Source organism: Streptomyces sp. NPDC006435, from assembly GCF_040612315.1.
Taxonomy (GTDB): Bacteria; Actinomycetota; Actinomycetes; order Streptomycetales; family Streptomycetaceae; genus Streptomyces.
Map to the genome: position 1 here is coordinate 212,840 of NZ_JBEXPY010000004.1, position 14,480 is coordinate 227,319.

Annotated in this window: 13 protein-coding genes; 8 read left to right on the forward strand and 5 right to left on the reverse strand. The window is 71.4% G+C overall.

Annotated features, from left to right (window positions below):
* Positions 1-93: 93 nt before the first annotated feature.
* A complete protein-coding gene (locus ABZZ04_RS06970; RefSeq protein WP_356931140.1) occupies positions 94-1,155 on the reverse strand; it encodes an energy-coupling factor ABC transporter permease in 1,062 nt (353 codons plus the stop codon).
* A gap of 201 nt (positions 1,156-1,356) precedes the next feature.
* On the opposite strand from ABZZ04_RS06970, the gene ABZZ04_RS06975 reads away from it, so the two are divergent.
* The gene (locus ABZZ04_RS06975) at positions 1,357-1,734 is read left to right on the forward strand and encodes an SsgA family sporulation/cell division regulator (RefSeq protein ID WP_356931141.1); all 378 of its coding nucleotides are present in this window, start codon (positions 1,357-1,359) and stop codon (positions 1,732-1,734) included.
* Between the two features lie 270 nt (positions 1,735-2,004).
* On the opposite strand, the gene ABZZ04_RS06980 is transcribed toward ABZZ04_RS06975, so the two are convergent.
* The gene (locus ABZZ04_RS06980) at positions 2,005-4,254 is read right to left on the reverse strand and encodes an MMPL family transporter (RefSeq protein ID WP_356931142.1); all 2,250 of its coding nucleotides are present in this window, start codon (positions 4,252-4,254) and stop codon (positions 2,005-2,007) included.
* A 155-nt stretch (positions 4,255-4,409) separates the two neighbouring features.
* On the reverse strand, positions 4,410-4,982 hold the full coding sequence (locus ABZZ04_RS06985; protein ID WP_356931143.1) for a TetR/AcrR family transcriptional regulator: 573 nt from the start codon (positions 4,980-4,982) through the stop codon (positions 4,410-4,412).
* Between the two features lie 385 nt (positions 4,983-5,367).
* On the opposite strand from ABZZ04_RS06985, the gene ABZZ04_RS06990 reads away from it, so the two are divergent.
* The 3 genes from ABZZ04_RS06990 (at position 5,368) to ABZZ04_RS07000 (ending at position 11,306) form a co-directional block, all read left to right on the forward strand.
* A complete protein-coding gene (locus tag ABZZ04_RS06990; protein WP_356931144.1) occupies positions 5,368-8,652 on the forward strand; it encodes a S41 family peptidase in 3,285 nt (1,094 codons plus the stop codon).
* Between the two features lie 514 nt (positions 8,653-9,166).
* On the forward strand, positions 9,167-10,339 hold the full coding sequence (locus ABZZ04_RS06995; RefSeq protein WP_356931145.1) for an FAD-dependent oxidoreductase: 1,173 nt from the start codon (positions 9,167-9,169) through the stop codon (positions 10,337-10,339).
* 46 nt (positions 10,340-10,385) lie between these two features.
* Complete coding sequence (locus ABZZ04_RS07000) at positions 10,386-11,306, forward strand: RNA polymerase sigma-70 factor (protein WP_356931146.1); 921 nt, start codon at positions 10,386-10,388, stop codon at positions 11,304-11,306.
* Here ABZZ04_RS07000 and ABZZ04_RS07005 read toward each other — a convergent pair.
* A complete protein-coding gene (locus tag ABZZ04_RS07005) occupies positions 11,243-11,743 on the reverse strand; it encodes an ATP-binding protein (protein ID WP_356931147.1) in 501 nt (166 codons plus the stop codon). The two genes, ABZZ04_RS07000 and ABZZ04_RS07005, sit on opposite strands and share 64 nt — an antisense overlap.
* Positions 11,740-11,952, reverse strand: coding sequence for a hypothetical protein (locus ABZZ04_RS07010; protein WP_356931274.1), 213 nt, complete (start codon positions 11,950-11,952; stop codon positions 11,740-11,742). The genes ABZZ04_RS07005 and ABZZ04_RS07010 overlap by 4 nt, the downstream gene beginning before the upstream one ends.
* Positions 11,953-12,120: 168 nt before the next feature.
* Here ABZZ04_RS07010 and ABZZ04_RS07015 point away from each other — a divergent pair, with 168 nt between their 5' ends.
* The 4 genes from ABZZ04_RS07015 (at position 12,121) to ABZZ04_RS07030 (ending at position 14,461) form a co-directional block, all read left to right on the forward strand.
* Complete coding sequence (locus tag ABZZ04_RS07015) at positions 12,121-12,972, forward strand: helix-turn-helix transcriptional regulator (protein WP_356931148.1); 852 nt, start codon at positions 12,121-12,123, stop codon at positions 12,970-12,972.
* A complete protein-coding gene (locus ABZZ04_RS07020) occupies positions 12,953-13,225 on the forward strand; it encodes a DUF397 domain-containing protein (protein ID WP_356931149.1) in 273 nt (90 codons plus the stop codon). Before ABZZ04_RS07015 ends, ABZZ04_RS07020 begins: the two co-directional genes overlap by 20 nt.
* A 33-nt stretch (positions 13,226-13,258) precedes the next feature.
* On the forward strand, positions 13,259-13,852 hold the full coding sequence (locus ABZZ04_RS07025; RefSeq protein ID WP_356931150.1) for a hypothetical protein: 594 nt from the start codon (positions 13,259-13,261) through the stop codon (positions 13,850-13,852).
* A 102-nt stretch (positions 13,853-13,954) separates the two neighbouring features.
* The gene (locus ABZZ04_RS07030) at positions 13,955-14,461 is read left to right on the forward strand and encodes a DinB family protein (RefSeq protein WP_356931151.1); all 507 of its coding nucleotides are present in this window, start codon (positions 13,955-13,957) and stop codon (positions 14,459-14,461) included.
* Positions 14,462-14,480: the final 19 nt, after the last annotated feature.

A 14,480-nucleotide genomic window follows, 5' to 3' on the forward strand; every position in this document is an offset into this window, starting at 1 on the left:
CAGACGGCTTTCTGTGTGTTCCGTGCTGCGTGCTGCGTGGTGCGTGTTCCGTACTGCTCGTACCGGCGGTTCCCGCGGGGCGGCCGGGTCCGGTCAGACGGTCTCGCGGTCGTGCGCGGTGGCGTCGGGGGCGTCCGGGGTGCGGCGGCGACGGGCGACGACGTAGAAGACGCCGCTGCCGACCGCGATCGTGACGCCGACCCCGATCACCCCGGCGAGGCCGCCGGAGATCCGGGCGTCGGAGACGTCCTTGACGCCGTAGTCGGCGAGCGGGGAGTCCTTGGCGGCGTGCTCCTCGACCTTCTCGTCGATGCCCTTGTCGGCGGCGACCTTCTCCAGTCCGTCGGGGTTCGAGGAGGCGTAGAAGGAGACGAAGCCCGCCAGCACGAGGGCGGTGACCAGGCCGGTGGCCCACAGGGCGCGGGGGGAGCGGGTGGCGGCCGGGGCGGCGGGCCGCGCGGCGGGGGCGTCGACCAGTTCGCCGTCGATCCGGAGCTTGAGCGGTGCGGTGAGGCCGCGGGCGCCGTGGACCAGGTCGGGGCGTACGGCGATGACGGCGCCGACGGTCAGCGCGGTGATCACGGCCTCACCGATGCCGATCAGGGTGTGGACCCCGACCATCGCGGTGAAGACCTTGCCGATCGCGATGTCGGTGGTGCCGCCGATCCAGTAGATCAGCGTGAAGGCGGCGGCCGCGGCCGGTACGGAGACCAGGGCGGCGACGAAGGACGCGACGGTCACGGAGCGCCGGGTGCGCGGCAGCAGGCCGAGCAGCCCGCGGAAGAGGGCGTACGCGACGACGACGGTGACGACGCCCATGACGAGCACGTTCACGCCGAGCGCGGTGAGGCCGCCGTCGGCGAAGAGGACGCCCTGCATGAGCAGGACGACGGCTATGCAGAGCATCCCGGTGTACGGCCCGACCAGGATCGCGGCGAGCGCCCCGCCCAGCAGGTGTCCGCTGGTGCCGGCCGCGACCGGGAAGTTCAGCATCTGCACGGCGAAGACGAACGCGGCGACGAGGCCGGCCAGCGGCGCGGTGCGCTCGTCCAGTTCCCGTCGGGCGCCCCGCAGGCCGACCGCCACGGCCCCGGCGGCGACGACCCCGGTGACGGCCGAGACGGGTGCGTTGATGAAACCGTCGGGTACATGCATGGCAGAGCTCCGCTTCCTGCGACCCCGCTGTTGCTGCGGACATGTCGTGAACCGCTCAATGATAGGGGCTTGTTGCAAAGCCCTCGCAAGAGCGCCTTCATCACAATTGACCGCCCACCCCCCTGGCGCAAAACACCCGTGCCCTTGGCGCAAAATGTGCGACATTTGATGGCAGAGGAGAAAACACAGGAGGAATCGGCCATGCCCCCCGTGATCCATGAACAGGCCGAGGCCTGGCTCGTCAACGACACCCCCGACCTTCCGGCGGTGCCGGTCGACCTGCTGTACGACGCCGACGACGACCCCCGCACCGTCCACGTCGCCTTCCCCGGCGGCATCGACTGGTCCTTCGGCCGTGACCTGCTGGAACGCGGTCTGCTCTCCCCCGCCGAGCGCGACGGCGTCCGGGTGTGGCCGTGCGGGCGGACCCAGCTGGTCGTGGAGCTCCACTCGGAGAAGGGCGTCGAGGTGGTGCAGTTCGACAACGCGCCGCTGATCCGTTTCCTGCACCGCACCCACGACGGGAACGCCGACGACGAGGGCATCGGGGGACGGCAGCCGCACGACGTCCCCGCGTGACCCGTTCACCCGGCGCCCCGCCAGGTCCACCCACTCGGCGCAAGCCCCCATGGCGGAAGCCCCCGTGCCGCTCGCACGGGGGCTTCCGCTGTCGCCCCGGTCCCCGTCCCCACAGGTAACCGGTGCTTCCGGGGCCGCGTCCCGCTCGGACGCGGCCCCGGAGTCTCTTTCCCGATCCGGACCCGAGGGCCCGGAGTCTCCTTCCCGATCCGGACCGGCCCCTCGGGGACCGGCCCGGAGGCCCCGGGGCCCGATGCCCCGGGGTCCGGCTCAGACCCGGGCCAGCTCGCGGTCGCCCTCGGCGTCGCCGCCGCCGGATCCGTGGCCCCCGGCGGACGTCTCGCCGAGCTGCTCGCGCAGCTTCTCGCCCTCCACGTCCACGTTCGGCAGGATCCGGTCCAGCCAGTTCGGCAGCCACCAGGCGCGCTTCCCGAGCAGGGCGAGGACCGCGGGCACGATCGCCATGCGGACCACGAACGCGTCGAAGAAGACGGCGATGGCGAGCGAGAAGCCGATCATCTTGACCATCTGCTCGCTGGAGCCGATGAAGCCGGCGAAGACCGCCATCATGATCACGGCCGCGGCCGTCACCACCCGGGCGCCGTGCCGGAAGCCGGTGACGATCGCCTGGCCGGGCTTCTCGCCGTGGACGTACGCCTCGCGCATCCGGGTCACGAGGAAGACCTCGTAGTCCATGGCCAGGCCGAAGACCACGCCCACCATGAAGATCGGCATCATCGACATGATCGGGCCGGTCTGCTCCACACCGAAGAGCGAGCCGAGCCAGCCCCACTGGTAGACCGCGACGACCGCGCCCAGGGCCGCGACGACCGAGAGCAGGAAGCCCAGGGCCGCCTTCAGCGGTACCAGCACCGACCGGAAGACCAGCATCAGGAGCAGGAAGGCGAGGCCGACGACGAGCGCCAGGTACGGCAGCAGCGCGTCGTTCATCTTCTGCGAGAAGTCGATGTTCATCGCCGTGGAGCCGGTGACCAGGACCTCCGCGCCGGTGTCGGACTTGATGCCCTCGCCCGCGTCACGGATCGAGTGGACGACGTTCTCCGTGTCGACGGAGCTGGGCCGGTCCTTCGGGATGACGGTGATCATCGCGGTGTCGCCGGCCTTGTTGAACTGGGCCGGGGTGACGGCGACGACGCCCTCGATGCCGGAGATCTCGTCGGAGACCTGCTTGGCCGCGGCCTTGCCGTCGGAGCTCTTCGCGGTGTCGACGACCACCATCAGCGGGCCGTTGAAGCCGGGGCCGAAGCCGTCGGAGAGCAGGTCGTAGGCGCGCCGCTGGGTGGTGCTGGTGGGCTGGGAGCCCTCGTCGGGCAGGCCCATCTCCAGGGACGCGGCCGGGACGGCGACCGTGCCGAGGCCGATGACGCCGACCAGCAGCACCCACACCGGCCTGCGCAGCACGAACCGCGCCCAGCGGGTGCCCATGTTCGGCTTGCCCTCGGTCCCGGACGAGGACTCGGACGAAGCCTCGGCGGCCTTGCGCGCCTTGCGGCCCATGACCCGCTTGCCCGCGAAGCCCATCATCGCCGGGACCAGGGTGAGCGCGATGAGAACGGCGATCACGACCGTGCCGGCCGCGGCGAAGCCCATCTTCGTCAGCATCGGGATGTTCACGACCGCGAGGCCGGCCAGCGCGATGACGACGGTGAGACCGGCGAAGACCACCGCGGACCCGGCCGTGCCGACGGCCCGCCCGGCCGCCTCCTCGCGCTCCCGGCCCTCGGCCAGCTCGGCACGGTAGCGGGAGACGATGAACAGCGCGTAGTCGATGCCGACCGCGAGGCCGATCATCATCGCGAGGATGGAGGTGGTGGAGCCGAGGTCCAGCACGTTCGCCAGCGCCGTGATCGTCGAGACGCCGACGCCGACGCCGATCAGGGCGGTGAGCAGCGGCAGCCCGGCCGCGACCAGCGAGCCGAAGGTGATGACCAGCACCACCGCGGCGACCGCGACGCCGATGATCTCGGTGGCCCCGGTCTCGGGGATCACCATGAGCGCGTCGCCGCCGATCTCGACGGTCAGCCCGCTCTTCTGCGCCGCGTGGCCCACGTCCTCCAGGGACTCGCGGGTCCCGTCGGTCAGCTCCATCGAGTTGACCTTGTAGGACACCGAGACGTACGCCGTGGAACCGTCCTTGCTGACGGCACCGGCGGTGTACGGGTCGGTGACCGAGGCGATCTGGTCCGATCCGGACTTCAGGTCTCCGATGACCTCGTTCACCTCGGCCTTGTTGGCCGGGTCGGTCATCTTCTCGTCGCCGGGTGCCTTGAAGACGACCCGGGCGGTCGCGCCGTCGGCGCTGGCTCCGGGGAAGCGCTGTTCCAGCAGGTCGAAGGCGCGCTGCGCCTCCGTGCCCGGTATCGAGAAGGAGCTGGAGGTGGCGGTGGACGCGGAGGCCGCGCCGAATCCGGCGAGTGCCAGCAGCGCCACCCAGACCAGGGCGACGTAGCGGCGGCGCCGGAAGGCGAGCCGTCCGAGTTTGTAGAGGAATGTGGCCACGGGGGCGTACTCCCGGTCAGGTCGTATGGGTGAAAAAGGGCGTGTGGAACCAGCCCGACGACGAGAGCGGCGTGTCAGGTGGAGCGGGGAGAAGGCCGTGCGAGGGGAGGGAACCGGCCTCGCGGGGAGCGGGGTCGGTCCGGGTAATCGGTACCTCAGACTCCGAGAGCGGGGAGAACCACGGAGTCGACGTAGTCGATCAGGAACGCCTGGTCGACGGAGCGGTCCTCGACCAGCTGCCGGGCGGCGAAGGCGCCGATCAGCATGTGTGACACGTATTTCAGCGCCGGATTGTCCGGACGCACCTCGCCCCGGTCCACGGCTCGGCGCAGCAGTTGGTCGAGGCCGGTCATCTCCGGCTCGATCAGCAGCTCGCGCAGGGCCTCGTACAGATCGGGATTCTCGTGGACGGCATGGCTCAGGCCCCGCATCAGCGCGGAGTCCTTCTCCATCTGACAGTCGTCGGTACGGCTCAGCACGGCGTGGAAGTCTCCGCGCAGCGAACCGGTGTCGATCTCGTGGAGGGACACCGGCTTGTTGTGCCGCAGAGCCTTGACGACCAGCTCGGGCTTGCTCCCCCACTGGCGGTAGAGGGTGGCCTTGCTGGAACGGGTGCGGGCGGCGACGGCGTCCATGGTCAGGGCGTCGTAGCCGACCTCGCGGAGCAGGTCGAGCACGGCGGCGTACATCTCGCCCTCGCGCTCGGGCGTGAGCCTGGTGCGCGCCATGTGCCGGCCTCCTGTCCTGGAGTGCGTACGCGAGTGTTCCGGGTACGCACATGAGCCTCGCCGGTCGGCCTCGAACACCAGTCGACCGAACGAAACTGTTTCGTACACCTCGACGGTACCCGCCCCTCCAGCGAAACGAAATCGTTTCGCTTGTGTTCCGCACCACAGCCCGCACCACAGCCCGCGCCAAAGCCCGCGCCGGAGCCCGCGCCAAAGCCCCCGCCGGGGCCCGCACTCCCTCACCCCAGCCCCCGCCGGAGCCCGCACCACCCCCTCTCGTCACCCCCGCACCCCGACCCGTCCCCGCTCCGACGCCCCGCCCCGTGCTCCGGCGCGCCCCGCACCACGAGTTGCCGGGGCCCTTCCGCGCGGAAAGCATTGGAGGGTGAGTGACGACGTCGCGTATCTCCGTTTCCCGCACCTCCACGAGGACCTGCTCTGCTTCGCGGCCGAGGACGACCTGTGGGTCGCCCCTCTCGCGCCGGAGGGCGAGCGGCCCGGCCGCGCGTGGCGGGTGACCGCCGACCGGACCAGGGTCGGCCATCCGCGCTTCTCCCCCGACGGGAGCCGCATCGCCTACACGACCTGGCGCAGCCTCGACCCCGAGATCCACCTCGCCCCGGTGGAGGGCGGCCCGGCCCGCCGGCTCACCTACTGGGGATCGACCGACGCCCGGGTCTGCGGCTGGACCCCCGACGCCGGGGACGCCGCCCAGATCCTCGCCGTGTCCTCGCACGGCCAGCCGTTCTCGCACGTCTCCTGGGCCCACACCCTGCACACGGACGGCAGCCCCGGCGGCAGGCTGCCCTGGGGCCCGGTCTCCGACATCGCGATCGCCGACGTCGAGGGCGAACGCCGCACCCTGCTGCTCACCGGCACCCCGCCGCACGAACCGGCCTCCTGGAAGCGGTACCGGGGCGGCGCGACCGGCCGCCTGTGGCTGCACGGCAAGCGGCTGCTCCCGGACATCGGCGGCCATCTCGACTCGCCCATGTTCGTCGCCGGGCGGATCGCGTTCCTCTCCGACCACGAGGGCGTCGGCAACCTGTACTCCTGCCGGCCCGACGGTGGCGACCTGCGCCGCCACACCGACCACGACGCCTTCTACGCCCGGCACGCCTCCAGCGACGGGCACCGGGTGGTCTACCAGTGCGCGGGCGACCTGTGGCTGGTGGACGACCTGGCCTCGCCGGACGCGGTGCCCCGGAAGCTGGAGGTCCGCCTCGGCGGCCCGCGCAACGGGCGGCGCACGTACCAGATCCCGGCCGCCAGCAACATCGACTCGCTGTCCGTGGACGAGACGGGCCGGGCCAGCGCCGTCGCCGTGCGCGGCAGCCTGTACTGGCTCACCCACCGCGACGGCCCCGCCCGGACCATCGCCGACACCCCCGGCGTCCGGGTCCGGCTGCCCGAGATGCTCGGCAGCGGCGCCCAGGTCGCCTACGTCACGGACGCGGACGGCGCGGACGCCGTCGAGATCTCCTCGCTGCCGCGCGCCAGCGGCGACCGCGAGCCGCGCCGGCTGGCCTCCGGCCGGATCGGCCGGGTCGAGGAGATGGTCGCCGACCCGGACGGCGAACGCCTGGCCATCGCCACCAATGACGGCCGGCTGCTGATCCTGGAGACCGACGAGGAGGCCGCCGACGAGCCCACCGAGCTGATCCGCTCCATCAACGGCCCGGTCCGCGACCTGGCGTTCTCCCCGGACGGCGCCTGGCTGACCTGGTCGCACCCCGGGATCGGCCGTTCGCTGCGGCAGATCAAGCTGGCCCGCATCCTGGGCACCGGCGCCCCCGTCATCGTCGACGTCACCAACGGCCGCTTCGAGGACGAGAACCCCGTCTTCACGGGCGACGGCCGCTACCTCGCCTTCCTCTCCTGGCGCGGCTTCGACCCGGTCTACGACGTCCACACCGGCGACCTGTCCTTCCCGCTGGGCTGCCGCCCCTACCTGGTGCCGCTCTCCTCGGCGACCCCCTCCCCGTTCGCCCTGTCCCCCGAGGGCCGCCCGGCGGCGGGCGGCCTCGACCCGGTCGACGAGGTCCCGGAGGCCGTCACGGGCGAGGGGCCGTCCACGGTCACCGTCGAGTTCGAGGGCCTGGAGAGCCGGGTGACGCCGTTCCCGGTCTCCGCGTCGAAGTACTCGGCCCTGTACCCGGTGAGCGGCGGCGGGCTGGTCTGGCTGCGCTGGCCGATCTCGGGGGCGCTCGGCGAGACCTTCGCCAACCCGGCGGACATGTCCGGCCGCCCCACCCTCGAACACTTCAACATCTCCAAGGCCCGCAAGACCGAACTCGTCGCCCACCTCGACTGGTTCGCGGTCAGCGGCGACGCCACCCGGCTGGTCGTCATGGACGAGGGCGAGCTGCGCGCCGTGCCCGCGACCGAGATCGCCGACGGCGACTCGACGGTCTACCTGGACCTGCGCCGCATCCTGCACGAGGTCGAGCCGCCCGCGGAGTGGCGGCAGGCGTACGCGGAGGCCGGCCGCATCATCCGCGCGTACTTCTGGGAACCGGACATGTGCGGCATCGACTGGGACGCCGTGCTCGACCAGTACCGCCCGCTCGTCGAACGGGTCGCCTCCCCCGACGACTTCGCCGACCTGCTGCGCGAGGTCCTGGGCGAACTGGGCACCTCGCACGCGTACGTGTCCCCGGCCCGCCGCAACGAGGGCCCGCCGCACTACCAGCGGGCGATCGGCCTGCTCGGCGCGAACCTGGTGTGCCGGGACGGCGACTGGACGGTCCGCCGCATCCTGCCCGGCGACTCCTCCGACTCCAAGGCCCGCTCCCCGCTGGCCGGTACGGGCATCCGGGAGGGCGCGGTCCTCACCCATGTCGACGGCCGCCCGGTGGACCCGGTCGCGGGCCCCTACCCGCTGCTTTCCGCGGCGGGCGGCACCACGGTCGAGCTCACCTTCCGGGCCGCCGAGGGAGGTCGCTCCCGCCGCGTCGCCGTCGTCCCGCTGGTCGACGAACGCCCCCTGCGCTACCAGGACTGGGTGGCCAAACGCCGCGAGGTCGTACGGGAGTTGAGCGGCGGCAAGTGCGGCTACCTGCACATCCCGGACATGGGCGGCTCCGGCTGGGCCCAGTTCAACCGGGACCTGCGCCTGGAGGTGTCCCGCCCGGCCCTGATCGTCGACGTGCGCGGCAACGCGGGCGGCAACATCAGCGAGCTGGTGGTGGAGAAGCTGACCCGCACGATCCTCGGCTGGGACCTCACCCGCAACGCCCAGCCCGTCAGTTACGCCTCCAACGCCCCCCGGGGCCCGGTGGTCGCCCTGGCCGACGAGGCGACGGCCTCCGACGGCGACATGATCACCGCCGCGTTCCGGCTGCTGAAGCTTGGCCCGGTGGTGGGCCAGCGGACCTGGGGCGGCGTGGTCGGCATGACGGGACGGCACCGGCTGGTGGACGGCACGGTGATCACCGTGCCGATGAACGCCGCCTGGTTCGACACGTACGGCTGGTCGGTCGAGAACCACGGCGTCGAACCTGACCTGGAGGCCCTGCGCACCCCCCTCGACTGGGCCGAGGGCCGGTACGCGGTGCTCGACGACGCGGTGCGGCTGGCCCTGGACCTGCTGGCCGCACAACCGGCGGCGACCCCGCCGACGTACGACGGCGTCCCGGACCGCAGACGCCCGCCCCTGCCGCCGAGGTGACGAGCCGGGGGACGGAACGGGCGGTACACGGGGCGGGCGGTGCGGGCCCGGGGCGGGCTCGCACCGCCCGCCCCGGACCCACCGGTCCCGCACCGACGGGCCCACTGGCCGGGCGCCCGCCGCCCGGTGCCTGCGCGCCGGATCGGCGACTGCGCGTCGGAACCGCCCGTGTCAGGCCGGACGGTCCGTCGGCAGAGACGGATCGCCCATGCCGCCGACCAGTCGGCACTCACTATGCCGCCTCCCGGCGGCAGTTCCCGCAGGACGTTCCCGTTGCTGCCGATGAGCTTGACAGGGACCGTGCGGTTGTTCATGCGCAACCCCTCGCCCACCCGGTCCGGGCGGCGGTCCCGGGGCCTTTCGCGACCCGCGTACGCGGCCGCCGCAGCGGCAGGGGCGGCCTCCGGCCGTCGCAGCGGCAGGAGTGACCTGCCTCACTTCCCGTCACAGCCGTCACCCACCCGGTGTCTTGATGCCGAAAGCGACCGACGGAACGGACGGAGACGTGGACACCATGAACAAGAACACCGACGTGGTCGTCATCGGCGGGGGCTACGCGGGCGTCACCGCGGCCAACCGGCTGGCACACCGCGGCGACGTGACCGTGACGATGGTCAACCCGCGCCCCGAGTTCGTCGAGCGCATCCGCCTGCACCAGCTGGCCGGCGGGAACGACGACGCGGTCGTCGGCTACGGGGAGGTCCTGGCCGGGAACGTCCGGCTGGTGGTCGACAGCGTCACCACGATCGACGCGGCCGGGCGCCGGCTGGAACTGGCGGGCGGCGACACGGTCGGCTACGACTACCTGGTCTACGCGGTGGGCAGCGGCAGCGCCGAACCGGACGTGCCCGGCGCGGCGGAGTTCGCCCACCCGATCGCCACCCTGGAGGAGGCCCGGCGGCTGCGCCCGGTCATCGCCGACGCACCCGCGACGGCCCCGGTGACCGTGGTCGGCTCCGGCCCGACCGGCATCGAGACCGCGGCCGAACTGGCCGAGCAGGGCCGGTCCGTGACCCTGGTCTGCGGCGAGGAGCTCGGCCCGTACCTGCACCCCCGGGGCCGCCGCTCGGTCGCCCGGACCCTGGCCGGACTCGGTGTGACCGTGGTCGCGGGCCCCGGCGCACGGGTCACGGCGGTGACCGCCGACGCCGTACGGCTCGACGACGGCCGCGAACTCCCCAGCCGGGTCACCGTCTGGGCCACCGGCTTCGGCGTGCCGGACCTGGCCGCCCGCAGCGGACTGAGCACCGACGCCGTGGGCCGCCTGCTCACGGACGAGACGCTGACCAGTGTCGACGACGTACGGATCATCGCGGCCGGGGACGCGGCGGCACCGGCCGACATGCCGTTCCGGATGAGCTGCCAGGCCGCGGGCCAGTTGGGTTCGCGCGCCGCCCGCACGGTGCTCAGCCGGATCGCGGGCGAGCGCCCCGCACCCCTCAAGCTGCTCTTCGCCGGCCAGTGCCTCAGCCTGGGCCGCCGCGCCGGGATCTTCCAGTTCGCCACCAGGAACGACCACGCGATCCCGCTCCTCCTGGCGGGCGGACCCGGTGCGAAGCTCAAGGAGTTCGTCTGCAAGTCCACCGTCAAGCAGTTGACCGACCAGGCGCACAAGGCACACAGGAACGGTCCGAGCCCCGCACGCGACGAGGCACCGGCCACCGCCACCGCCGGGCGTACGGCGTAGGAGCCGGAACCCGTCGGCCGAGAGAGTTGCAGAGAGGCCAGAAGACGTGAACGACGACCGCGGCGACCACGACGAGATCGCCACCACCGACCCGGCGACCGAGGCATTCGTCGCCCACCGCAACCTACTCTTCACCGTCGCCTACGAGATGCTCGGATCGGCGGCCGACGCGGAGGACGTCCTCCAGGAGACCTGGCTGCGGTGGGTCGAGGTCGACCTGGAACAGGTCCGCGACCGACGCGCCTACCTGGTACGGATCACCACCCGCCAGGCCCTCAACCGGCTGCGCACGCTGTCGCGCCGCAAGGAGGCGTACGTCGGCCCCTGGCTTCCCGAACCGGTGCTCACCGCGCCGGACGTGGCCGAGGACGTCGAACTCGCCGAGAGCGTGTCGATGGCCCTGATGCTCGTCCTGGAGACCCTGTCGCCGACGGAGCGCGCGGTCTTCGTGCTGCGGGAGGTCTTCGACGTCGACTACGACGAGATCGCCGCCGCCGTCGACAAGACCCCGGCGGCCGTCCGCCAGATCGCCCACCGCGCCCGCCGGCACGTCGACGCCCGCCGCCCCCGTGCGGCGGTCTCGGCGAGCGTGTCCCGGGCGGCGGTGGAATCGTTCCGGCGCGCCCTGGAGACCGGGGACCTCCAGGGCCTCCTGGACGTGCTCGCCCCCGACGTCGTCCTCCTCGGCGACGGCGGCGGCGTCAAGCAGGCGTCCCGGCGGCCGATCATCGGTGCGGACAAGGTGGCCCGCTACCTCGTCGGCGGCACCCGGAAGGTCACCGAGACGATCACCATCGATCCCACCCTGGCCAACGGCAGCCCGGCGTTCCTGCTGCGCCTGGACGGCGAGATCGACGGCGTCGTGGCGTTCCGGATCGAGGACGCCCACATCACCGGCCTCTACTACGTGCGCAACCCGGAGAAGCTGACCCGCGTCGACTCCGAGACCTCGCTCACCCTGCGCTGACCCGTTCCGCCGGTCCGTCCTTCGCCGGAGGACGGACCGGCGGACGGACCGGCGGACGGACCGGGGGCCCGCAGTTCGCACCAGACCGTCTTGCCGCGCGGCCCCTGCTCGACGCCCCACCGCAACGCCAGCGCGTCCACGAGCGCCAGCCCCCGCCCCGACTCGTCACCGCCCGCCGCACTCCGTATCACCGGCCAGGCGCCCGGCTCGGGATCGCTCAGCTCGACGCGTACCCGCCCCGTGCACGTACCGCTGACCCGGAGCGTCACCGGCGTCCCCTCCCCGAGGTGCACGATCGCATTGGTCAGCAACTCGCTCACGCAGAGCAGCAGATCGGGCGAATCCGCACCCCCGCACCGCTCCCGCAGGGTCCGCCGCACCTCCGGTACGGCCTTCGGCACGGCGATCAGGTCCAGCGCGACCGGCAACGGGCTCATCCCCCGGCCGCCGAACGCAACACCTCGGCCAGCCGGTGCGCGGTGCCCGCGTTGCAGTTGCCGAGCGCGATCAACGGCGGCCGGGTCGTCCACCCGGCAAGGGTCAGCGGATCGACCCCGAGCGACGGCAGGGTGATGCCGTGCGCGGCGAGCGCGTCCCGCAACGCGTCGATGGCCGCGCCGACGTCGTAGGTGGGGATGTCGTGCATGGACGTGCCGTCGTGCCTGTTGTCGTGCCTGCCGTCGGGCTTGTCGTTCATGAGGAGCCGTACACCTTTCGTTGCACACTGTGACGAACACCTCACACGCTGCCGCACGGACCTCTACCTTGAAAGGGTTTCCCGCTTCACAAAGCACGGCGTGAAAGGTGGTCAACGGTGGCTACGCGCAAGGAGATCGACGGCTCGGCAGGCGTCCCGCAGTTCTACGGCAAGGAACTCCGCTACCAGCGGGAGAAAGCCGGACTGACCCTGGAGAAGTTCTCGGAGGCCAGCTTCTACGGAATCTCGCTCCTCAGCGAGATCGAACGCGGCAACCGCAGCATCCCCCTGGACCTCGCCCAGCACGCGGACCGGGTGTTCGGCACGGACGGCTACTTCGCGCGCGGCTGCGACGACGTGCAGAAGTCCAGGCGAGGGGCGCACGCCCCGTCCTTCGCCCCGGTGGTGGAGGCGGAGACCCGGGCCCGAACCATCAGTCACTGGTCCAACGCCCTTTTCCCAGGACTGCTCCAGACGAGGTCGTACGCACATGCCGTCATCCGCTCCACGCACCCCCTGGAGGAACCGGAGAGCGTCGAAGCCAAAATCGTCGCCCGGCTGGAACGGGCCCAGCTCTTCGACAACCCCAAAAAACCCGAGTACTGGGCTGTTCTGGACGAGTCTCTGGTGCGTCACCCCATCATTCCGCCCGAGGAAATGGCGGAACAGTTGGAGCACATCGCCGCTCTGGTTCGACGCCGCCGCATCGTCACACAGATCCTGCCGTGGAACGGCCCAACTCGACCGTTCGCCGAGATGCCACTCTTCTTCATGGACTTCGACGACGAGCCATCACTGCTCTACACCGAGGGCCCCTATCACGGCCAGACCATCGATGATCCGTCTCTCATGATGCAGTACCGCAAGGCATACGATCGACTGAGGGCCGCCGCCTTGCCGCCGGAGGTGTCCCTCGACCTGATCGAGAAGGCGGCTGAGGAGTACCGGAATGGCCAGCATCGGTCTTGATCTCCACCTGGCTACTTGGCGCAAGAGCAGCTACAGCAATGGCAGCGGCGGCGAGTGCCTCGAAGTAGCCGAGGAGTTCGCCCGCTGGCGCAAGAGCAGCCACAGCAACGGCAGTGGCGGCAACTGCCTCGAAGTCGCGGACGGCCACCCCGGCATCGTCCCCGTCCGCGACTCCAAGCGCCCCGAAGGGCCGGTGCTCGTCGTGAACGCGTCCGCGTGGACGCCGTTCGTGGAGTCCGTCAAGGCTTCCTGACCCGTCAGGACCGGCGAATGAGACGCTGTCGCCGTGACAGAACCGAAGACCTTCCAGGCCCATCTGCGGCGGGCGAGCATCGGCATCCTGGAGCGCATGCCCGAGGAGTTGAGGGCCGAGACCTACGTCCTCGCCTTCAACGTCTGGCGCCTCGATGCCGATGACCGCCGCTCGTTCGTGGACATCGGCCACAACACGGAAAGCCGGTACGAGGAGGAGGCGCGCAAGGACGGCGCCGACCCGCAGGAGGTGCGCTGGAACTACGCCTTCTGGCTCCTTGAAGGCTTTGACAGGCTCGGCAACGTCCCCGAGGACCCGGCCGGGGGCGTGCTGTACGAGGAGGAGGCAAGGCGCCTCGGCCTCTGGCACGACGGAGAGTTCGATCTCGACCGGCTGCTGGACGACGCCGAGCTCGCCGCCAAGGCCGAGCGCCTTCAACTCCACTTCCAGAACGCCGTCATCGACCTCGGCCGCCACCTCAACGAGAGCGGCGCCGTCGAGAGGATCTTCGGCCGCCCGCTGCCCGTCGTCGTGTTCGACATGGACCAGCCGGGCTGGGAGGAGGAGGCCACCAGGGCCGCCAACCCACCGGAGCTGATCGGCGACTTCCTGGCGTGGTGCGGCTGACCGCCGTCGCGGGTTCCGCCGGGCAAGGAGCTTGTCCGGCGCAGGTGGGGCCGCCGATAAACGCCTCGACATCGGCCGCGGTGATCGGGGACGCTTCGCGCGATGACAAGAATCGACGACACACCGTCCGCGTGGGACGAGCGCACCCAGCTCACCACGTTTCTCGACTACGCACGGGACACCGCCCGCGCCAAGTGCGATGGCGTCTCCGCGGAGAACGCCCGAAAGGCGCTCCTGCCGGGCTCACCGCTGATGACCATGAGCGGATTGATCAACCATCTTCGCTGGGTCGAGTACTACTGGTTCCAGGTGGTCTTCCTCGGCGAGGAAGACCGGGCCCCCATGACGGATGAGGACCCGGACCGCGAGATGCGCATCGCCGTCGACTTCCCTCTCGCGCAGTTGCTCGACGAGTACGCCGAACAGAGCGCCCGCTACCGAGAACTGGTCGCCGCGAACGACCTGGGCAAGCGGGCCGAGGGAACCATCCGCAACGGCCTCCACGTCGACCTGCGCTGGATCCTCCTCCACCTCACCGAGGAGACCGCCCGCCACAACGGCCACCTGGACATCCTGCGCGAGATGCTCGACGGCACGACCGGCAGCTAGGGTCTCTCATTTGGATCAT

What these genes read in the sequence shown, in the direction of transcription:
- ABZZ04_RS06970 (WP_356931140.1), bottom strand. Translation starts at nt 1,155, where the DNA reads ATGCATGTACCCGACGGTTTCATCAACGCACCCGTCTCGGCCGTCACC.
- ABZZ04_RS06975 (WP_356931141.1), top strand. Translation starts at nt 1,357, where the DNA reads ATGCCCCCCGTGATCCATGAACAGGCCGAGGCCTGGCTCGTCAACGAC.
- ABZZ04_RS06985 (WP_356931143.1), bottom strand. Translation starts at nt 4,982, where the DNA reads ATGGCGCGCACCAGGCTCACGCCCGAGCGCGAGGGCGAGATGTACGCC.
- ABZZ04_RS06995 (WP_356931145.1), top strand. Translation starts at nt 9,167, where the DNA reads ATGAACAAGAACACCGACGTGGTCGTCATCGGCGGGGGCTACGCGGGC.
- ABZZ04_RS07005 (WP_356931147.1), bottom strand. Translation starts at nt 11,743, where the DNA reads ATGAGCCCGTTGCCGGTCGCGCTGGACCTGATCGCCGTGCCGAAGGCC.
- ABZZ04_RS07010 (WP_356931274.1), bottom strand. Translation starts at nt 11,952, where the DNA reads ATGCACGACATCCCCACCTACGACGTCGGCGCGGCCATCGACGCGTTG.
- ABZZ04_RS07020 (WP_356931149.1), top strand. Translation starts at nt 12,953, where the DNA reads ATGGCCAGCATCGGTCTTGATCTCCACCTGGCTACTTGGCGCAAGAGC.
- ABZZ04_RS07030 (WP_356931151.1), top strand. Translation starts at nt 13,955, where the DNA reads ATGACAAGAATCGACGACACACCGTCCGCGTGGGACGAGCGCACCCAG.